Genomic DNA, 19,751 nt, shown 5'->3' with positions numbered 1-19,751 from the left:
TGCGCGAGCGGCGTGCCCTGACGAGGCGTCATCTATTGACGGGGTGCGGCGGCGGTGGAACAGTCGGTCGCATCATAATCTGACGGTATGTCAGGAAATCGTCAGACCGGGGCTTCTACGTCGCCCCCACGCTCCTCACCGACTGCACCCCCGGCATGCGGGTCGTCCGCGAGGAGATCTTCGGCCCGGTCGTCGTGGTCGTCCCCTTCGACGACGAGGACGAGGGTGTCACGCTCGCCAACGACAGCGACTACGGCCTCATCGACTACGTCTGGTCGGGCGATGTGGCCCGTGCCTTCCGCCTCGCCCGCCGGCTGCGCGCGGGCGGGGTGGGCGTCAACACGGTCGGGCGGAACATGGAGGCCCCCTTCGGCGGGTTCAAGAAGAGCGGCGTGGGACGGGACGTCGGCTCGTACGCGCTGCACGCCTACAGCGAGACGCAGGCGATCGTCTGGCCCGGCTGACGTGCCCCGCGGTGCGGCGCGGGAAATTTTGGAAACGGTACAAAACGGACAGTGCTGCGATTACCGTACGTCGCCACCGTTGCGTGACCGGCATGCATTGCAAGGCTTCACGCGCATGTGACCTTGAATTAATGGCATGTTCCCCGGAGATCGATCGATGTAAACAAGGGTGAGACGTTGGAGTCTCACCCTCCGGATGTGGATATCGCAGCGCATAACGTCCTCCTCATGACTCAGCTGGACGCGCGGCCACGGGCCGGAGACACGGTACGGGGGAGCGCCCCGGCCGGCGGCGGTGTACGCGGCAAGGGCCTCGGCGGGAACTCCGTCGGCCTGATGGGCAGCGCCGTCATCGGTGTCTCCACCGTTGCCCCCGTCTACTGCCTGACCTCGACCCTCGGCTCCACCGCCGGTGAGGTCGGCGTGCAGATGCCCGCCGTCTTCCTGGCCGGGTTCCTGCCGATGCTGCTCGTCGCCTTCGCCTACCGCGAGCTCAACAGGGCCATGCCGGACTGCGGCACCTCCTTCACCTGGACGGTGAAGGCGTTCGGCCCGCGCGTCGGCTGGATGTGCGGCTGGGGCCTGGTCATCGCGACGATCATCGTCCTGTCCAACCTGGCGGGCGTCGCCACCTCGTACTTCTGGCTGCTGGCGGGCGAGATCACGGGCAGCGGCTCGGTCGCCGCCCTGGACGACAACAAGCTCGTCCACATCGGCACCTGCCTCGCCCTCATCGCCGCCGCCACCGCGATCAGCTACCGGGGGATGACGGCCACCAAGGGCGTCCAGTACGCCCTGGTCGGCCTCCAGTTGGCCGTGCTCGCGCTCTTCGTGGTGATGGCCCTGTCCAAGGCGGGCAGCGGGGACGCGTCCTTCGCCACCTCGCTCGACTTCTCCTGGTCGTGGATGAACCCGTTCGCCGTCCAGTCCTTCGCGGCCTTCACCGCGGGCCTGTCCCTCTCGATCTTCATGTTCTGGGGCTGGGACGCCTGTCTGACCGCCAACGAGGAGACGACCGGCAGCGAGAAGACCCCGGGCCGCGCCGCGCTCATCGCGATGGTCGTCCTGGTCGGCTCCTACCTGGCCACCGGCATCGCCGCCCAGATGGCCGTCGGCTCCGGTGAGTCCGGGCTCGGCCTCGCCAACCCGGAGACCTCCGGCAACGTCTTCGCCGCCCTCGCCGGACCGGTGATGGGCCCCGGCCTCGGCGTGCTGCTCTTCGTCGCCGTCCTCGCCTCGGCCGCCGCCAGCCTCCAGACCACGTTCATCCCGGTGGCGCGCACGGTCCTGGCGATGTCCACGTACGAGGCGATGCCGGCCTCGTACGCCAAGGTCCATCCCCGCTTCAGGACGCCCGGCCGGGCGACGATCACGGCGGGCATCGGGACCGGGGTCTTCTACACCGTGATGACCCTGGTCAGCGAGCACGTCCTGGTCGACACGATCTACGCGCTCGGCCTCATGATCTGCTTCTACTACGCGCTGACCGCCTTCGCCTGCGCCTGGTACTTCCGCGCCGTACTGACCCGCTCCGCCCGGGACCTGGTCTTCAAGGGCCTCTTCCCGGTCGTCGGCGGCCTGCTGCTCGCCGCCGTCTTCGCCAAGACCCTCTACGACATGTGGGACCCGGCGTACGGCTCCGGCTCCTCGGTCCTCGGCGTCGGCTCGGTCTTCGTCATCGGGGTGGGGCTGCTGCTCCTCGGCGTGGTGCTGATGGTCGCCATGGAGCGCCGCAGCCCGGCGTTCTTCCGGGGCGAGGTACTGACGAAGGAGACCCCGGTCCTGGTGGTCGAGGACTGAGGTCTCCGTACGGCGGCATGACGTGTCCGGCTACGGCCGCCAGTAACCCGTCGCGTCCACCCGGTCCTTGGGCAGGCCCAGCTCCTTGCGGAGGTACGCCGTCAGGGCCCGGGTGGTCGAGGTGTCGCAGGCGACCCAGACGAACGCGTCCGAGTGGTCGTCCCCCAGCAGCCCCGGCAGGGCCGCCTTCACCTCGGCGACCAGCTGCGCGCCGCCCGCGCGGCGCTCGACGTGGTGCAGGGTGTGGTGGGCCTCGTCGAGGCGGAACGGAAGTTTGCGGTCCGCCGCGTCCGAGGACTCGAACCAGATCGTCGCCGGGGTGTCCGGGACCGCGTCCAGCAGCGAGTTGATCGCGGGGAGCGCGGCCGGGTCACCGATCACGAAGAGCCGCGAGGGTGCCGGGTCGGGCAGCGCGAAGCCGGTGCCCTGGAGCGTCGCGTCGATCGTGTCGCCGGCCTTGGCGGCCCGTGCCCAGTCGCAGGCCGGGCCCTCGTGGAGGGCGAACTCCAGACTGAAGGTCCCGGCTTCGGGGTCCGGGTCGACGAGGGTGTAGGCGCGCTGATGCGGCTTGCCGGCCTTCTCGAACCAGAGCCGCACCCACATCGTCGGGTGCGCCCCGCCGGTCGCGGCGAGCAGCCCTCCGTCGGTCAGGTGCACCCGGTGGAACCGGTCGGTGACCTGCTCCGAGCCGGTCACGGTGAACGTGAAGTCCCGCCCTCGGAACAGTTTGAGAACGACGCCTTCCCAGCCATGACCCACGGTGTCTCCCGCCTTCCCCTGGTGCCCCGGCCCACTGCCCAAAGGGTCACATTAGGTTAGGCTAACCTAAATCTCGGGAGCTGGGGAGTGGCTGAAAACCACCGGGAGCAGGGGATGGGCAGAGCGATGACCGCTGACACCGACAGCGAGAGACCGTACGGCGGCGACAGGCCGAGCGGCGGTGACAGGCCGTACGGCGGCGACAGACCGGACGGCGGCGACAGACCGGACGGCAGCGACAGGCCGAGCGGCCGACCGGACGGCAGCGAGAGACCCGGCGGCGACGGGGACCCGGGGCCGGACGGCTTCGAGGTGTTCCGGGACGACCTGGGGATACCCCACCTGCGGGCCGGCAGCGCCCTCGCCCTGGCTCGCGCCCAGGGCCACAACGCCGCGCTGGACCGCGCCTGGCAGCTGGAGACCGAACGCCACCGGGTGCTCGGCACGACCGCCGCGTACCTGGGCGCCGAGGCCGTCGACTGGGACCGGTTCGCCCGGCGGGCCCGGCTGGCCGACACCGCCCGCCGCTGCTTCGACCGCCTCGCACCCCGGACCGCCGCCTGGGTGGGCGCGTACGTCGACGGGGTCAACGCGGGCCTGGCCGAAGGGGCCTCCCGCACGCCGGAGTTCGCCGCCGCCGGGCTCGCCCCCGGCCGCTGGGAGCCCTGGACCCCGCTCGGCGTCTGGCTCTCCACCCACATCCTCTTCGCCGGGTTCCCCACCAAGCTCTGGCGCGAAGAGGTCGCCCGCAGGCTCGGCGACGACCGCGCGACCCTCTTCGCCACCGACGGCCCCGGCACCTCCGGCTCCAACGGCTGGCTCCTCACCGGCGCCCGCACCACCACCGGCGCCCCGGTCATCGCGGGCGACCCGCACCGCTTCATCGAGGACCCGGGCGTCTACCAGCAGATCCGGCTCGCCTGCCCCGAGTTCGACGTGGTCGGCCTCGCCGTCCCCGGCGTACCCGGCATCGCCCACTTCGGGCACGCGGGGGGCGTCGCCTGGGCGATCACCAACGCGATGGCCGACTACCAGGACCTCTACCGGGAGCAGCTGCGCCGCACGGCGGACGGCGGGGTGGAGGCGCTCGGGCCGGACGGCTGGTACCGGGTCCACGCCCATACCGAGACCGTCGAGGTGGCCGGGGGCGAGCCGCAGACGGTCGAGGTCGTGGAGACGGACCGGGGGCCGGTGATCATCGGGGACGTACCGGACGGCACCTCGGACGACGGGATGGCCCAGGCGCCCCTCGCGGACCCCGTCATCAGCCTCCGCTACCCGCCCCGCACCACCGGCGACCTCGGCTTCGACGTGCTGCCCGCGCTGCTCCGGGCCCGTACGGTCGCCGACCTCGACACCGCCCTCGACGGCTGGGTCGAACCCGTCAACGTGGTCCTGGCCGCCGACACCTCCGGGGCCGCCCTGCACCGGGTCGCCGGGCACGTCCCCGTGCGCCCGCTGCGGAACCGGCTCCGGGTCGTCCCCGCGCACGACCCCGCGTACGCCTGGCGCGAGGGCTGTGAGCCCCTGCCCCGTACCGAGGTCGACAGCGCCACCGGCACCGCCGTGATGGCCAACGAGCGCGGCCTCGCAGCCCCCCTCGGCATCGAGTTCGCACCCCCGCACCGCGCGAACCGCATCCGGGAGCTGCTCGGCACGCCCCCGGGCGCGGGAGCCAGGGGGACCACCGGCCCGCCCCGGTCGCCCGCCGACATGGCCGCCGTCCACACCGACACCCTCCTCGCCTCCTCCCGGCAGCTCCTCTCCCTGCTCGCCTGGGCCCCGGACCTCGGCCCCGACGCCGAACGCCTGAGGGACCGGCTGCTGCGCTGGGACCGTCACATGGACGCGGACAGCACCGACGCCACCCTCTACGCCCGGCTGCGCACGGACGTCGTCCACCGGCTGGCCGGCCACCCCGCCCTGGGGCCGGTCACGGGCGACGCCGACCCCTGGCGCTCGCCCGCGTACCCGCCGCTCTTCCGCCCCTGGCTCGCCGCCGTACCCCGGATCGGCTACGCCCTGGAGACCCTGCTCACCGTCGGACTCCTCCCGTACGAGGACCGGCTGGCGATCGTCGCGGCCTCGGCCGAGGCGGTCACCGCCACCCACGCCGAGGGCAGCGGCCCGAGCCCCTGGGGCGAGGTCCACCGGGTCTCCCCGTGGCAGGCGCTGCCCGACGCGACCCCCGTGGAGGTCTGGCCGGGGCTCGCGGGCGACCACGACTGCGTGCTCTCCACCTCCAGCGTCCCCGGGATCACCGACCTCTTCGCCCGAGGGCCCGCCGCCCGGTACGTCTGGGACCTGGCCCGCCGCGAGGACAGCCTCTGGGTGGTGCCGTTCGGCGCTTCCGGAGTGCCTGGCTCCGCCCATCACCGCGACCAGGCGGAGCTGTGGGCGAGCGGCCGCCTGGCCCCCGTCACCACGGACTGGAACCTGCTGCACCGCACCGAGGAGAACACCACCACCATGAGCACGACCCCTGAGCCCACCACCTCCACCGTCCCGGCCCTGCGCCCCGCCGTCCACGAGCAGAAGGTCGAGGGTTTCGGAGTCGTCCGCCTGGTCCCGGTCGACCCGGCGGCCGACGCAGACCTGCTGCACGGCTGGGTCACCGAGGAGCGCGCCCGCTTCTGGGGCATGGCCGACCACACCCGCGAACAGGTCCAGGAGATCTACGAGTTCGTCGACTCGCTCCCCACCCACCACGCCTACCTGGCGCTCCGAGACGGCGTCCCGGCCGCGCTCTTCCAGACGTACGAACCGGACGCCGACCCGGTGGGCGAGTGCTACGACGTCCGGCCCGGGGACTTCGGCATCCACCTGCTGATCGCGCCCGCCGACGGACCGGTGAAGGGGTACACGGACGCCCTCCTGACCGCGTTCGTCGGCTACGTCTTCAGCGACCCGGCCCACCTGCGGGTCGTCGTGGAGCCGGACGCCCGCAACGAGAAGGCGCTGGCGAGGATGGTCCGCGTCGGGTTCGAGCTGGGCCCGGAGATCCAGAAGCCGGAGAAGACGGCCCGGCTGGCGTTCCTGAGCAGGGCGGCGCTGGGCCTGGCGTGAAAGGGCCCCGGCTCTCATCCCGTAGCGGCCGAGCTTTTCAGCGCCGTACGGCTTAGGTTGGCGCTGCGGACGGCCCGAACGCCGGTGCGTCGACCGGCCATGTGCCGCTCGGCCACGTGCTGATCGACCACGTACCGACCGACACCCCGTACCGACCGACCAGGTACCCATCCACCACGACGACGGAGGTGCTCTCGATGCGGATCGCCACGACGATCTTCCTCACCGACGAGACGGTGACGCCCGTGAGACTGGCGCGCGAGCTGGAGCAGCGCGGGTTCGCCGGGCTCTACCTGCCCGAGCACACCCACATCCCGGTGAGCCGCCGCACCCCGTACCCGGCGGGGGGTGAGCTGCCCCGGGAGTACGGCCGCACCCTGGACCCCTTCGTGGCGCTCGGCCAGGCGGCGGCCGTCACCGAACGGATCGCGCTCGGCACCGGCATCACGCTGGTCGCCCAGCACGACCCGGTCGACCTGGCCAAGCAGGTGGCGACCCTGGACCACCTCTCCGGCGGCCGGTTCACGCTCGGCGTCGGCTACGGCTGGAACGTCGAGGAAGCCGCCGACCACGGGGTTCAGTGGTCCACCCGCCGGGAGCGGGCGCGCGACCGGCTGGCGCTGATGCGGGCGCTGTGGTCCGCCGAACCGACGGCGTACGAAGGGGAGTTCGGCTCGGTCCAGGCGAGCTTCGCCCACCCCAAGCCGGTCCAGGCGCCGCGCGGCCCGGTCGTCGGCCCCCGCACGCTGATCGGCGGCGGGGCGGGTCCCAAGCTGTTCGCGGCGATCGCGGAGCACGCGGACGGCTGGCTCCCCATCGGCGGCCGGGGCCTGAGGGAGTCCGTACCCGAGCTGCGGGCGGCCTGGGAGGAGGCGGGCCGCGACCCGAAGGACCTCCAGGTGGTGCCGTACGCCGTCCTCCCGGACCCCGGGAAGCTCGCCCACTACGCGGACCTGGGCATCGAGGAGGTCGTGCTCCAGCTGCCCCCGGCCCGCGAGCCGGAGGTGCTGCGGGTCCTGGACGGGTACGCGGCCTACCTCTGAGCTCCGCGGTCCCGCCCCGTGCAACCGGGGGCGCCGGCAGGGCATCCTTACTCCCGGGGGATCGCGTAGTGGGCACGGCCCGCTGGTGTTTTCGGGCGTACGGGCGGTGGGCCCGCCGGGGTGGGGAGTGGAATGAACAGGCCGTTGCGGCACATAGCCATCTTCTGCGGGCTGCTGGTGCTGGCGCTGCTGCTGCGGGCGAACTGGCTGCAGCAGATCGACCGCGTGGAGCTGTCCCAGCACGAGAAGAACACCCGGGTCCGGTTCGAGCGGTTCGCCTCGCCGCGCGGCGACATCATCGTCGGCGGCAAGGCGATCACCGGCTCGAAGGAGACGGGCAGCAGGGATTATGTGTTCCGGCGGACCTTCAAGGACGGGCCGATGTACGCGCCCGTCACCGGATTCGCCTCCCAGGCGCAGGGCACCTCGCTGCTGGAGCGGACGTACGACAGCGTCCTCAGCGGCCAGGACGACCGTTTCGCCTTCCGGCACGCCAAGGACGTCCTCACCGGGGAGCCGAGGCGCGGCGGTGATGTGATCACCACGATCGACGCCAGGGCGCAGCAGGCCGGCTACCGGGGGCTGACCGACCTGGGCGCCCGGGGCGCGGTCGTCGCCCTGGACCCGCGCACCGGCAAGGTGCTGGCCCTGGTCTCCACGCCCTCGTACGACCCGGAGGTCTTCGCCGGGATCACGTTCAAGGAGAGCGACCGCTTCAAGGGCCTCCTGGACGACAAGAGCAAGCCGCTGGCCAACCGCCCGTTGCGCGAGACCTTCCCGCCCGGCTCGACGTTCAAGATCCTCACGGCGGCTGCGGCGCTGGAGCACGGCGTGGTCTCGGACGTGGACGCCCCGACGAAGGCGGTCTCGCCGTATCCGCTGCCGCTCTCCAGGAACAGGATCGGCAGCGAGGCGGGGGACGCCGTCTGCGACAAGGCGTCCATGAAGACCGCCATGCAGTACTCCTGCAACAACGTCTTCCTCGACGCGGCCGCGGAGCTGGGCGAGGACCGGATGCGGGAGACGGCGGAGAAGTTCGGCTTCAACGAGGACGTGTACGCGGAGGAGTTCGGCGACCTGCTCGCCACGAAGAGCCTCTACCCGCCGAAGCTCGACAAGCCCGGCACGGCCCTGACCGGCGTGGGCCAGGGCAGCCTGACGAGCACCCCGATGCAGATGGCGATGGTGACGGCGGCCCTCGCCAACGACGGCAAGCTGATGCAGCCGTACATCGTGGAGGAGCTGCGCGGACCGGACCTGTCCACGCTGGAGAAGAACGAACCGGCCGAGATGAGCCAGGCGGTCTCGTCCGGGACGGCGAAGAAGGTCCAGGAGATGATGGAGCACACCGCCAAGGAGGGCAGCGCGCAGCGCGCGTTGATCGACGGTGTGACGGTCGGCGGCAAGACGGGCACCGCCCAGCGCGGGGTGAACGTGCGCGACGAGGTCCCGTACGGCTGGTTCGTCAGCTACGGCAAGAAGGACGACGGCCGGTCGGTCGCGGTCGCCGTCTTCATCGACCCGACGGACATGGACATCTCCCGCTCGGACATCTCCGGCGGCCGCCTGGGCGCCCCGATAGCGAAGAAGGTGATGGAGGCGGTGCTGGGGGATTGAGCCCCGCCCCCGGCTCGGTCCCGCGTGCGCAAGAGGATCACGGTGCAGGTCACGCTCACCGGGGCGCCCCCTTACCGCACCGCCCGCAACCCACCCCTCCGCACCCCGGGCGCCGAGGCCCCCTCGCGTCCCGCCACCCCCACCAGCTCCGTCAACGCCTTGATGCGGAAGTCCGCCGTCCCCACCACATCGGCGTGCTCCGCCCACCAGTGCCCGTACGGCCCCCGCCGCAGGTGCGCGGTCCGCAGGCCCGCCGTGGCCGCGGGGAACAGGTCGTCCGCCGGGTGATCGCCCACGTACAGCGTCGCCCCCGGCGCCGCCCCGGACACCTCCGCCACCCGCGCGAAGAAGGCCGGGTCCGGCTTGCCTACGCCCCACTCGGCCGAGGTGACCACCAGGTCCGCGGGCAGGTCCAGCGCCCGCAGCAGCTCCCCGGCCCGTACCGTTCCGTTCCCCGCCACGACGACCCGCACCCCCGACGCCCGCATCTCCGCCAGCGCAGGCCGCACGTCCGGGTAGAGGTCCGACTCGTCGAGGTGTTCGCCGCGTCCGGCGGCTGCCCGGGCGAGGTACGCCTCGTCGATGTCCATGCCGGGTCGCAGCACCCGCAGCGCGTCCGTCGCGTCGCGGCCTTGGGCGACGGCCGCGCCCACCAGCGCGCTGAGCGTGTGCGCGGGTACGCCGAGCCAGTTGGCCCAGGACGCCCAGTGGCGGTCGTCGCGTACGAGGGTTTCGCCGATGCCGAGGACGATCGTTTCCATCACCGTGCCGACCCTAAGCCTGGGGGTGCCGTGGCAGAGCTCTCATTCGGTGAGTCGGCCCGCACGAGTGAAGGCGGCTGGGCGAGCAGAGCTCCCGGAGCACCTGGGCCGGTGGATTCGGCCCCGAGGCCCTGGTCCGGCGCGCGCCCCCCGCTCGTATGCTCGGTTCATGACCGATCCCGATCCTCAGAGCGGACGTCCCACCTCCAACGCCATGCGGCGCGCGCTCAAACGCGCCCGTGACGGTGTCGCCCTCGATGTCACCGAGGCCGCCGTCCTGCTCCAGGCGCGCGGCGACGACCTGACGGATCTCGCGGCGTCCGCCGCCCGGGTCCGGGACGCCGGCCTGGCGGCGGCGGGCCGGCCGGGCGTGATCACGTACTCGCGCAAGGTCTTCATCCCGCTCACCCGTCTCTGCCGCGACAAGTGCCACTACTGCACCTTCGTCACCGTCCCCGGCAAGCTCCGCCGTGCGGGCCACGGGATGTTCCTCTCGCCCGACGAGGTGCTGGCCATCGCCCGCGAGGGCGCGGCGATGGGTTGCAAGGAAGCGCTGTTCACCCTCGGCGACCGCCCCGAGGACCGCTGGCCCGAGGCGCGGGAGTGGCTGGAGGCGGAGGGGTACGACGACACCCTCGCGTACGTACGGGCCATGGCGATCCGGGTCCTGGAGGAGACGGGCCTGCTGCCCCACCTCAACCCGGGCGTGATGACCTGGACCGACCTCCAGCGGCTGAAGCCGGTGGCGCCCTCCATGGGGATGATGCTGGAGACGACGGCGACCCGCCTGTGGTCGGAGCCGGGCGGCCCGCACCACGGCTCCCCGGACAAGGAGCCGGCCGTACGGCTGCGAGTGCTCGAAGACGCGGGCCGTTCCAACGTTCCCTTCACCACCGGCATCCTGATCGGCATCGGCGAGTCGTACGAGGAGCGCGCCGACTCCCTCTTCGAGCTGCGCAAGACGGCCCGCGCCTACCACGGCATCCAGGAAGTCATCGTGCAGAACTTCCGCGCCAAGCCGGACACGGCGATGCGCGGGATGCCCGACGCGGAGCTGGAGGAGCTGGCCGCCGCCATCGCGGTGGCCCGGCACATCCTCGGCCCCTCCGCCCGCATCCAGGCCCCGCCGAACCTGGTGGACGCCGAGTACGCGCTGCTCATCGGCGCGGGCATCGACGACTGGGGCGGGGTCTCGCCCCTCACCCCCGACCACGTGAACCCGGAGCGCCCCTGGCCGCACATCGACGAACTGGCCGCGCGCACCGCCGAGTCGGGCTTCACGCTCCGCGAACGCCTCACCATCTATCCGGAGTTCATCCAGCGCGGGGAGCCCTGGCTCGACCCCCGCCTCCTCCCGCACGTCCGCGCCCTGGCCGACCCGGAGACGGGCCTGGCCCGCGAGGACGCGCTGCCCGCCGGCCTGCCCTGGCAGGAGCCGGACGAGGGCTTCACCTCCTCCGGCCGCACCGACCTCCACACCACCATCGACACCGAGGGCCGCACCGGCGACCGCCGCGACGACTTCGACGAGGTGTACGGGGACTGGGAGGCGCTCCGCGAGGCGGCGGCGCCCGGCATGGTCCCCTCCCGCATCGACGCCGACGTACGCCAGGCGCTGAGCCAGGCCGCCGACGACCCGACGAAGCTCACCGACGACCAGGCGCTCGCCCTGCTCCACGCGGACGGCCCGGCGCTCGACGAGCTGTGCCGGATCGCGGACGCGCTGCGCCGGGACGTGGTCGGCGACGACGTCACGTACATCGTCACGCGGAACATCAACTTCACCAACGTCTGCTACACGGGCTGCCGCTTCTGCGCCTTCGCGCAGCGCCGCACGGACGCCGACGCGTACACCCTCTCCCTGGACCAGGTCGCGGACCGGGCGGCGCAGGCGTGGGACGTGGGCGCGGTCGAGGTCTGCATGCAGGGCGGCATCCACCCGGACCTGCCCGGGACGGCGTACTTCGACATCGCGCGGGCGGTGAAGGAACGCGTCCCCGGCATGCACGTGCACGCGTTCTCGCCGATGGAGGTCGTCAACGGGGCGACCCGCACCGGCCTGTCGATCCGCGACTGGCTGACGGCGGCCAAGGAGGCGGGGCTCGACTCGATCCCCGGTACGGCGGCGGAGATCCTGGACGACGAGGTCCGCTGGGTCCTCACCAAGGGCAAACTGCCCACGGCCACCTGGCTGGAGGTCATCAGGACGGCGCACGAGGTGGGCCTGCGCTCGTCCTCGACGATGATGTACGGGCACGTGGACCAGCCTCGCCACTGGCTGGGCCACTTCCGTACGCTGTCCCGGCTCCAGCAGGAGACCGGCGGGCTGACGGAGTTCGTCACGCTCCCCTTCATCCATACCAACGCCCCGGTCTACCTGGCCGGCATCGCCCATCCGGGCCCGACGGACCGCGACAACAGGGCCGTCACCGCCATGGCGAGGCTGCTGCTCCACCCGCACATCACCAACATCCAGACGAGCTGGGTGAAGCTGGGCACGGAGGGCGCGGCCGAGATGCTCCGCTCGGGCGCGAACGACCTGGGCGGCACGTTGATGGAGGAGACCATCTCCCGGATGGCGGGCTCCAGTTACGGCTCGTACCGCTCGATCCAGGACCTGAAGGCCATCGCCGACCTGGCCGGCCGCCCGTCCCGCCCTCGCACGACGCTGTACGGGGAGGTCCCGGCCGAACGCGTCGCGGCGGCCACGGCCTCGGACGGCCACCTGCCGGAACTGCTGCCGGTGGTGCCGGGCTGAGAGGCGGTTGCCGGGGGCAGTTGTCGCCACGACGTCACGGAAAATTCGTGACCGTGTACGGACAATCGCCGGGTGCCTCCTCCAGACTGCTGTAGGTGCCCCACGCCGAAGTGAGCAGCCGCTTCGGCCACCCCTGTGATCCGCCCCCGACGGCGCACCGGTGTGCCCGGGCGGGGGGCCGGTCCTGCGAGGAGGAGACGAGACCATGCCGAACCCGCCCCTGCTCGTGGAGTCACCGGAGGCGGCGCATCCCGTCGCCCCCGGCCCGTCCGCCCGCCACCGCCGAGCCACTCGCACCGCCACCGTCCTCGCGGCCGCCGGCCTGCTCGTCCTGGGCACCGCCTCCGCCGCCCACGCCGACCCGCCGCGGAACCTGCCGCAGAACGCCGGGGGGTACGAGCAGGCCTTCTCGCCCGCCTTCGACTACGACGGTGACGGCTGCTACGCCACCCCCGCCATCGGCCCGGACGGCACCCTCGCCCCCGGTCTGCGGACGACCGGTGCGATCAACGGGAGCTGCCGGGACCGGTCGGACCTGGACAACTCCCAGACGTACGCCCGCTCGAAATGCGACAACGGCTGGTGCGCCATCGTCTACGCGAGCTACTTCGAGAAGGACCAAGCCGTCCACGGCAGCGGTCTCGGCGGGCACCGCCACGACTTCGAGCATGTCGTCTCCTGGGTCGACCAGGCGTCGAACCGGGTGGAATACGTATCGACCACCCAGCACAGCACGGTCAAGACCTACCCCCGCTCCCAGGTGCGCTTCGACGGCTCGCACCCCAAGGTCGTCTACCACAAGGACGGCCCGGGCACGCACTTCTTCCGCCTCGCCAACACCGTCGACGAGCCGCCCGAGAACCACTACGGCACCTGGCGCCACCCCCCGATCGTCGACTGGAACGGCTTCCCCGGCACGGCCCTGCGCGACAAGCTCATGAACGCCGACTTCGGCTCCGCCACCATCAAGGTCACCGACAAGGACGACCGCTTCCGTAACCTCCTGGACAACTCCAAGCCCGCCGGTATCCCCTTCGACCCCGGTCCGGCTCCCTCCCCGCCAACGGGAGGAATGGTCACTCCCACCTGACCACCACGGTCTACGCTTGGGCGATGCAGGACGCCATCTTCACCCGCGCCGCCTTCCGTTGGGTCGACACCGTCATCGGTGCGGCCGTCGTGGCGACCCTGATCGCCCTCGGGGCAGCGGTGCACCTGACCCTCGACACCATCCCGTCGCCCGACGACGGCATGGACGTCGAGGGTGCGCTGCTCGCCGCCCTGGCGTGCGTGGCGGTGGGGGCGGCGTTCGCCATGCTGATGGTCATCATGCGCACGCTGCTCGGCAAGGCGACGGCCCTGCGGACGGAACTCGCCGAGGTCATCTGATGGCGATCGTCGTCGAACTCCATGTGTTGCTGGCCGAACGAGGCATCTCCGTCGGCGAGTTCGCGGCGGCGGTCGGCATCACGCCCGCCAACGTCGCCGTCCTGAAGAACGGCCGCGCGAAGGCGGTGCGGTTCGCGACGCTGGAGGCGATCTGCCGCGTACTGGAGTGCCAGCCGGGTGACGTACTGCGGTACGTCCCCGACGAGTGACGCCCCCGCCGGCCGAGCGGTCGGCCGCAGCGGTCGGTCCAGGGTGAGCCGGCGGCGGGCCGTGTCCCGGTAGCCGGCATCCGGAGCCCCGCCCTCCACCGTGACCGGAACGCCGCCCGGGGAACGCGCCCCCGCCAAGGAGCAGTTCCTCGTCCGTGCCGGGCGCGACCACCACCACCGCGACCGCTCCCGGATGCGGCCGCCCGCTGACAGACTGGCCCCATGCCTCCGTCCAGCCCCCGCCGCCTCTCCCTCCAGCAGATCATCGAAGGCCGGCGGCGTGCCGCGTTCGTCGGGAGGGAAGCCGAGATCGAGCTGTTCCGCCGCAACTTCACCCTCCCGCCCGAGGACCCCCGGCACCGGTTCGTCCTCCATGTGCGGGGCAACGCGGGGGTCGGCAAGACCTCGCTCGTGCGGGAGTGGCAGCGGGCGGCCCGGGAGAGCGGGGCGCTCATCGCGTCGGTCGACGAGAGCGCCGAGTCCGTACCCGAGGTGCTGGCCGCCGTCGCCGCGCAGTTCGGCGAGCAGGGGCACCCGTTGAAGGCCCTGGACCGGATGCTCGCCACGTACCGCCGCGCCCTCCACGAGGCGGCCGACCGGCTCGCGGCGGACAACGAGCTCTCGGCCGGGGAGCCGTCCCCCGGGGCGCTCGCGGCCGCGCAGGCGGGACTGATCGCGGCCGGGGCGATACCGGTGGTCGGGGCGCTGGCCGGGGGCATCGACCCGGCGGTCGTGGCGCGGGGCGCGGGCGGGCTGCGGGCGGTGTTCGGGGGGCGGGCCCGGCAGCAGGAGGAGGCGCGGCTGCTGGCGGAACCGGTGGCGGTCCTCACGCCGGTGTTCGTCGCCGAGGTCGGGCGGGTCGCGGACGCGGTGCCGTGGGTCGCCCTCTTCCTGGACACCTACGAGCGCACCGCGCCCCTGCTGGACCGGTGGCTGGCGGACCTGCTGATCCCGGGGCGGTACGGCGAGCTCCCCGCCAACCTGGTCCTGACCCTGGCCGGTCAGCGCCGCCTGGACCCCGCGCGCTGGGGCGACCGGGGCCGGCTGGTGGCCGACGTACCGCTGGGGCCGTTCACCGAGGCGGAGTCGCGCCAACTCCTCACCGAGCGCGGGGTGGTGGCGGAGCCGGTCGTACGGGAGGTGCTGCGGCTCTCCGGCGGGCTGCCCGTGCTGGTGTCGACGCTCGCGGCGAACCCCGGCGCGGCCGGTGAGGCGAACGCGACCGCCGTCGAGCGCTTCCTGGCCGGCGAGAGCGACCCGGCCCGCCGGGCGGCGGCGCTCGCCTGCGCGCTGCCGAGGAGGTTCGACGAGGACCTGGTGGGCGTCGCCGCGCCCTTCGACGTCCCCGGCCTCTACGACTGGCTGCACGAGCTGCCGTTCGTGGTCGAGCCGCACTCGGGCCGCTCCCGCTACCACGGGGTCGTACGGGCCCCGATGCTCCGGCTCCAGCGCACCGGCTCCCCGCAGCGGTGGACCGAGGCCCACGACCGGCTGGCCGACGCCTTCACCGCCCGCCGGGAAGCGGCGGCCGAGGGGCTCGACCCGGACCGGCTCTGGGCCGAGGGACCGTGGCACCGGGCCACCCTGGACGTGCTGTACCACCGCCTCTGCGCCCGCCCCCGCACCGCCCTGCCCGACGCCCTGCGCGCCGGGATCGAGGTCTGCGGCCAGCACCCGGTCGCCGCGCGCCACTGGGCCCGGACCCTGGTGGAGGCGGGTGAGGACGCCGACAGCTCCGTACTCCGCGACTGGGGCCGGGACCTCCTCACCGCCTGCACCGACCACGGTCCCCGCCCCCTCGCCGTACTCGGACTCCTGCTGACCCGCGCCGAGCTGACCGACACCGACCGGGCGGCCGCCCTCGTGGCGCGGGCCTGGGACCGCTTCCGGGTGCGGGAGCTGGAGGACGCCCTGTCCGACCACGGGCGGGCGATCGCCCTCGACCCGCGCAGCGAACGGGCCTACCAGGGGCGGGCGGTGGTGCTGCGGTCGCTGCGCCGGTACGAGGAGGCCCTCGCGGACCTGGACCGGGCGGAGGAGATCGCCCCCGCCTGGGCCTGGGTGGTGTACGAGCGGGGCGAGACGTACCGGCGGATGGGCAGGCCGGAGGAGGCCCTGACCGTCCTGGACCGGGCCCACGCCCTGGACCCGGCCGCCGCCGTCCCGCTCGGCAGCCGGGGCCTGGTCCGCCATCGCCTGGGCCGTCACGAGGAGGCGCTGGACGACTTCGACCGGGCGATCGCGCTGTGGCCGGAGTACGCCTGGGCCCTGGTCCGGCGGGCCCGGGTCCGCACCGCCCTGGGCGATTGGGTGGGCGCCCTCGCCGACCTGGACCGGGCCGAGGAGCTGACCCCCGGCCTGGCCGGGACGGAGGGGGAGCGGGGCGAGGTGTACCGGGCGACGCGGCGGTACGAGGAGGCCGTCGCCTGCTACGACCGTGCCCTGGACCTGGACCCCTCCTACGCCTGGGCCCACGGCAGCAGGGCCCTCGCGCTGGAGGCCCTGGGCCGGGTGCCGGAGGCGCTCGCGGGCCTCGACCGGGCGCTGGAGCTGGACCCGGCGTACGGGTGGGCGCGGGCGCAGCGGGAGCGGATGGGGGCCTAGGGCCGGCAGCTCCCACCGGTCAAAAACGACCTGCGGGACGTCCGTCGACATACCCGTACGTACCCCGGTCGCCCCCTCTGCCGCCCGTGCCCGTTCGATTACGCTGCTTGCGCGGTCGCCCGCAAAAGGCCCCGCACAGGCGCACGCGGTGTCGGGAAGGGGGCGGGGTGAGCACAGGGACCACGGCGGTCTGGGGACGGGCCGAGCAGCAGGACTTCCGCAGCCGGGTCCGCGGGGCGCTGCTCGGCGGAGCCATCGGGGACGCGCTCGGGACCGGCGTCAACGGGCTCGCGCTGGAGCAGATCCGTGCGGCGCACGGTGCCGAAGGGGTCACCGACTACGTTCCCGCGCACGGCAGACGCGGGGCCGTCACCGCGCTCACCCAGCTCACCCTGTTCACCGTGGACGGGCTGATCCGCGCCCAGGTCCGCCGGGACACCGGCGCCTGGCACCCGCCCACCGATGTGCACCGGGCCCATCTGCGCTGGGCCGCCACCCAGCACGACTGGGGGCCCGACGAGCGGCGCAAGGACAACGGGTGGCTGGCCGCCGAGGAGTGGCTCTACGCCCGCCGCGACCCCACCCGGGAGTGCCTGGGCGGCTTCGGCGACACCGTCATGGGGACGCTGGAGCGGCCCAAGAACCCCACCGCCCGGGACGCGGCCGCGCTCACCCGGTCCGCCCCGTTCGGGCTGCTCGTGGGGTGGGAGCCGCAGCTCGTGCTCCAGCTGGCCGTCGAGTGCGCGGCCCAGACCCACGGCCACCCCGCCGCCCAGCTGGCCGCCGGAGCCTTCGCCGTACTGGTGCACGGGCTGGCGCGCGGGGAGACCCTGGACGGTTCCGTGCGGCGTGCCCTGGCCCTGCTCGCCGACCGCCCCGGCCACGAACCGGTGGCCGAGGCCCTGCGGCAGGCCCTCGGGTCGGTGCGGCAGGGCATCCCGGGACCGGCCCTCATCGAGGCGCTGGGCGCGGGCGACGCCGCCGAGGAGGTGCTGGCCGTCGCCGTGTACTGCGCGCTGGTCAGCGAGGACGTACGGCACGGGCTGCGCCTCGCGGTGAACCACGGCGGGGAGTCCCGCGCCACCGGGTCCGTCTGCGGGGCGCTGCTCGGGGCGCTGCACGGCGAGACCGCGCTGCCGCCGGCCTGGCTCGCGGAGCTGGAGGGGCGCCCCACGCTGCTCGAACTGGCCGACGACTTCGCCATGGAGATGACCCAGGGCCCCGCCCTGCACAGCCCGACCGCCGCCGCCCCCGGCTGGCTGGCCCGCTACCCGCGCGGCTGAGGGGCAGCGGCAGGGGCCGTGGAGCGGTGCGTCAGCGCGTCACCCCGTCAACGCGTCAACGCGTCACCGCATCAGCTCACCGGCGTTGACCAGCAGCGACTGGCCGGTGATCGCTCGCGCCCGGTCGGAGGCCAGGAAGGCGACGGCCTCCGCCACGTCCCCGTCCGTGGCCAGCTCCGGCAGAGCCGTCCGCTCGGTGAGCCGGGCCAGCACCTCGGACTCCGGTACGCCTTCGGAGTCGGCGGTGAACCGGACGTACGCCTGCACCGGCGGCCCCCACATCCAGCCCGGCAGCACGGTGTTGACCCGGATCCGGTGCGGTCCCAGCTCCCGCGCCAGGGAGTACATCGCCGAGGTCAGCGCCCCCTTGGACGCCGCGTATGCCGCCTGCCGCACCTGGGAGGGCGCGGCCACCGCGGACTGCGTGCCGATCACCACCACTGAGCCGCCGTGCTCCTTGAGGGCGGGCAGACAGGCCCGGGTCATCCGCAGCGTACCGAGCAGGTTCACGTCGATGACCGACTGCCAGGTGGCGAAGTCCGCGTCCTGGAGTCCGCCGAAGTAGCTGTCCCAGGCGGCCACATGCACCACCGCGTCGATCCCGCCGAACCGCTCGACCGCCAGCGCGGCCAACACCTCGCACTGCGCCTCGTCGGTGATGTCGGTCGGCAGATGGGCGGTGTGCCGCCCTTCCGGGTCGATCTCCGCCGCGGCCTTCGCCAGGTTCGCCGCCGTACGTGCCCCGAGCACCGCGCGTCCGCCGTCCCGTACGACGGTCGCCGCGATCCGGTGCCCCAGCCCCGCGCCGACGCCCGACACGACGACCGTCTTCCCAGCGAGCGACATCGGTGCCTCCAGGCCCTGGAAGTTCAGCTGACGGGGCGTCAGAGTAGTGGCCCACGGGACCCCGTGGAAGGGGACGTGCCCCGTGGAGGGGGACGTGCCCTGTGGAAGGGGGCGTGCCCCGTGGAGGGGGACGTGCCCGGTGGAGGGGGCAGGGCCCTTGGGAGGGGCAGGGCCCCTATGGCATGGACAGAGCACCAGGGAACGCACAAGGGAGGAGGCATGGTGGACGACGGCGGGACACGGAGCGAGAGTTATGCCGAGCTGGCGGCGACGGGGCCTTACGGGGTGCGTCCCGGGCATGCCCTGATCACCATGGTCGAGCCGCATCCGGGCCGTGAGTACGCGTACAACCGCTGGTACGAGGACGACCACTACTACGCCGGCGCGACGGCCATGCCGTGGATGTTCGCCGGACGGCGGTGGGTGGCCACCAAGGACCTCCAGGAGCTGCGCTATCCGGCAAGCTCGGCGGTGGCCCGGCCCGTCGGCGCGGGGTGCTACCTGTCGACGTACTGGGTGACCGAGGGCCGCTACGACGAGCACATGAAGTGGACCGTCGCCATCAACAGGCGGCTCGACCGGGACGGCCGGGTCTACCAGGACCGGACCCACGTCTTCACGGCCTTCCAGGACCACGAGGCCACCGTCTACCGGGACGGGGCCGCCGGGCCCCGGGACTTCCACGCGCTCGACCACCCCTACGCGGGCCTCGTCCTCCAGGTCGTCGACACCGAAGGGCCCGAGCGGCGGGCGGAGCTGCTGGAGTGGCTGCGCTCGCGGCATCTGCCGGAGCGGCTGAGCGGGTCGCCCGCTGCCATGGTGACCGTCTTCCGGCCGACGCCCCTGCCGGGCGACCGTATGACGTACGTGAAGCAGGTCGAGGGGGTGGAGACCCGGCTGACGCTGCTGTGGTTCCTCCAGGAGGACCCCCGTACCTGCTGGGAAGCGCACTTCACGGGGCTGGACGCGGCGGTCGCGGGGGCGGGGCTGGGGCGGGTGGAGCTGGTCGCCCCGTTCATCCCGACCGTGCCGGGGACGGATCGGTACGTCGACCGGCTGAGGTGACGGCGTGGGATGACGGCATGAGGGGCGGTGGGGGCGGGTGGGGTGCGTGCCGTGCCGAGCCCCCTCGGCCAGGACGGCGACCGGTCG

General features: G+C 73.2%; 14 protein-coding genes and 1 pseudogene. 12 read left to right on the top strand and 3 right to left on the bottom strand.

The features are described from left to right. Nucleotides 1–104 precede the first annotated feature (104 nt). Nucleotides 105–464: pseudogene (locus tag ACIQAK_RS24400) on the top strand (aldehyde dehydrogenase family protein); the annotation flags it as partial. A gap of 228 nt (nucleotides 465–692) precedes the next feature. Then, a complete protein-coding gene (locus ACIQAK_RS24395; protein ID WP_366391240.1) occupies nucleotides 693–2,264 on the top strand; it encodes an APC family permease in 1,572 nt (523 codons plus the stop codon). A gap of 30 nt (nucleotides 2,265–2,294) precedes the next feature. On the opposite strand, the gene ACIQAK_RS24390 is transcribed toward ACIQAK_RS24395, so the two are convergent. Then, nucleotides 2,295–3,023, bottom strand: a complete 729-nt coding sequence (locus ACIQAK_RS24390) for a siderophore-interacting protein (RefSeq protein WP_366391239.1) — start codon at nucleotides 3,021–3,023, stop codon at nucleotides 2,295–2,297. A gap of 126 nt (nucleotides 3,024–3,149) precedes the next feature. Here ACIQAK_RS24390 and ACIQAK_RS24385 point away from each other — a divergent pair, with 126 nt between their 5' ends. The 3 genes from ACIQAK_RS24385 (at nucleotide 3,150) to ACIQAK_RS24375 (ending at nucleotide 8,749) form a co-directional block, all read left to right on the top strand. After that, nucleotides 3,150–6,089 carry a GNAT family N-acetyltransferase gene (locus ACIQAK_RS24385; protein WP_366391238.1) on the top strand — a complete coding sequence of 980 codons (2,940 nt, stop codon included), beginning with the start codon at nucleotides 3,150–3,152 and terminating at the stop codon, nucleotides 6,087–6,089. A gap of 197 nt (nucleotides 6,090–6,286) precedes the next feature. Then, nucleotides 6,287–7,132, top strand: coding sequence for an LLM class F420-dependent oxidoreductase (locus tag ACIQAK_RS24380; protein WP_366391237.1), 846 nt, complete (start codon nucleotides 6,287–6,289; stop codon nucleotides 7,130–7,132). Between the two features lie 132 nt (nucleotides 7,133–7,264). Continuing rightward, nucleotides 7,265–8,749, top strand: a complete 1,485-nt coding sequence (locus ACIQAK_RS24375) for a penicillin-binding protein 2 (protein WP_366391236.1) — start codon at nucleotides 7,265–7,267, stop codon at nucleotides 8,747–8,749. 71 nt (nucleotides 8,750–8,820) lie between these two features. Here ACIQAK_RS24375 and ACIQAK_RS24370 read toward each other — a convergent pair whose 3' ends face one another. Next, nucleotides 8,821–9,510 (bottom strand): HAD family hydrolase, encoded by a 690-nt coding sequence (locus tag ACIQAK_RS24370; RefSeq protein WP_366391282.1) that lies wholly within the window; start codon nucleotides 9,508–9,510, stop codon nucleotides 8,821–8,823. Between the two features lie 169 nt (nucleotides 9,511–9,679). Here ACIQAK_RS24370 and ACIQAK_RS24365 point away from each other — a divergent pair, with 169 nt between their 5' ends. From ACIQAK_RS24365 to ACIQAK_RS24340, 6 genes are all read left to right on the top strand, one after another. Beyond that, the gene (locus ACIQAK_RS24365; RefSeq protein ID WP_366391235.1) at nucleotides 9,680–12,268 is read left to right on the top strand and encodes a bifunctional FO biosynthesis protein CofGH; all 2,589 of its coding nucleotides are present in this window, start codon (nucleotides 9,680–9,682) and stop codon (nucleotides 12,266–12,268) included. 205 nt (nucleotides 12,269–12,473) lie between these two features. Next, complete coding sequence (locus tag ACIQAK_RS24360) at nucleotides 12,474–13,358, top strand: NPP1 family protein (RefSeq protein ID WP_366391234.1); 885 nt, start codon at nucleotides 12,474–12,476, stop codon at nucleotides 13,356–13,358. Nucleotides 13,359–13,381: 23 nt separating this feature from the next. After that, complete coding sequence (locus ACIQAK_RS24355) at nucleotides 13,382–13,657, top strand: DUF2975 domain-containing protein (protein ID WP_366391233.1); 276 nt, start codon at nucleotides 13,382–13,384, stop codon at nucleotides 13,655–13,657. Then, nucleotides 13,657–13,866 (top strand): helix-turn-helix transcriptional regulator, encoded by a 210-nt coding sequence (locus ACIQAK_RS24350; protein WP_366391232.1) that lies wholly within the window; start codon nucleotides 13,657–13,659, stop codon nucleotides 13,864–13,866. The genes ACIQAK_RS24355 and ACIQAK_RS24350 overlap by 1 nt, the downstream gene beginning before the upstream one ends. 222 nt (nucleotides 13,867–14,088) lie before the next feature. Beyond that, on the top strand, nucleotides 14,089–16,470 hold the full coding sequence (locus ACIQAK_RS24345) for a tetratricopeptide repeat protein (RefSeq protein WP_366391231.1): 2,382 nt from the start codon (nucleotides 14,089–14,091) through the stop codon (nucleotides 16,468–16,470). A gap of 167 nt (nucleotides 16,471–16,637) precedes the next feature. Next, the gene (locus tag ACIQAK_RS24340; protein ID WP_366391230.1) at nucleotides 16,638–17,753 is read left to right on the top strand and encodes an ADP-ribosylglycohydrolase family protein; all 1,116 of its coding nucleotides are present in this window, start codon (nucleotides 16,638–16,640) and stop codon (nucleotides 17,751–17,753) included. A 63-nt stretch (nucleotides 17,754–17,816) separates the two neighbouring features. Here the strand turns inward: ACIQAK_RS24340 and ACIQAK_RS24335 are convergent, their stop codons facing one another. Beyond that, entirely contained in the window at nucleotides 17,817–18,599 is a 783-nt protein-coding gene (locus ACIQAK_RS24335; protein ID WP_366391229.1) for an SDR family oxidoreductase, read from the bottom strand. Between the two features lie 219 nt (nucleotides 18,600–18,818). Between ACIQAK_RS24335 and ACIQAK_RS24330 the strand changes: the two genes are divergently transcribed. Further along, nucleotides 18,819–19,664, top strand: a complete 846-nt coding sequence (locus ACIQAK_RS24330; RefSeq protein ID WP_366391228.1) for a hypothetical protein — start codon at nucleotides 18,819–18,821, stop codon at nucleotides 19,662–19,664. Nucleotides 19,665–19,751 lie beyond the last annotated feature (87 nt).

This window comes from Streptomyces sp. NPDC088706, assembly GCF_044752765.1.
Lineage (GTDB): Bacteria > Actinomycetota > Actinomycetes > Streptomycetales > Streptomycetaceae > Streptomyces.
This window is presented reverse-complemented; position numbering and strand designations above follow the sequence as displayed.

Bases quoted from the DNA above. Each gene is read 5' to 3' on its own strand.
- ACIQAK_RS24395 (WP_366391240.1), top strand. From the start codon at position 693: ATGACTCAGCTGGACGCGCGGCCACGGGCCGGAGACACGGTACGGGGG.
- ACIQAK_RS24385 (WP_366391238.1), top strand. From the start codon at position 3,150: ATGACCGCTGACACCGACAGCGAGAGACCGTACGGCGGCGACAGGCCG.
- ACIQAK_RS24380 (WP_366391237.1), top strand. From the start codon at position 6,287: ATGCGGATCGCCACGACGATCTTCCTCACCGACGAGACGGTGACGCCC.
- ACIQAK_RS24375 (WP_366391236.1), top strand. From the start codon at position 7,265: ATGAACAGGCCGTTGCGGCACATAGCCATCTTCTGCGGGCTGCTGGTG.
- ACIQAK_RS24370 (WP_366391282.1), bottom strand. From the start codon at position 9,510: ATGGAAACGATCGTCCTCGGCATCGGCGAAACCCTCGTACGCGACGAC.
- ACIQAK_RS24365 (WP_366391235.1), top strand. From the start codon at position 9,680: ATGACCGATCCCGATCCTCAGAGCGGACGTCCCACCTCCAACGCCATG.
- ACIQAK_RS24360 (WP_366391234.1), top strand. From the start codon at position 12,474: ATGCCGAACCCGCCCCTGCTCGTGGAGTCACCGGAGGCGGCGCATCCC.
- ACIQAK_RS24355 (WP_366391233.1), top strand. From the start codon at position 13,382: ATGCAGGACGCCATCTTCACCCGCGCCGCCTTCCGTTGGGTCGACACC.
- ACIQAK_RS24350 (WP_366391232.1), top strand. From the start codon at position 13,657: ATGGCGATCGTCGTCGAACTCCATGTGTTGCTGGCCGAACGAGGCATC.
- ACIQAK_RS24345 (WP_366391231.1), top strand. From the start codon at position 14,089: ATGCCTCCGTCCAGCCCCCGCCGCCTCTCCCTCCAGCAGATCATCGAA.
- ACIQAK_RS24335 (WP_366391229.1), bottom strand. From the start codon at position 18,599: ATGTCGCTCGCTGGGAAGACGGTCGTCGTGTCGGGCGTCGGCGCGGGG.
- ACIQAK_RS24330 (WP_366391228.1), top strand. From the start codon at position 18,819: ATGGTGGACGACGGCGGGACACGGAGCGAGAGTTATGCCGAGCTGGCG.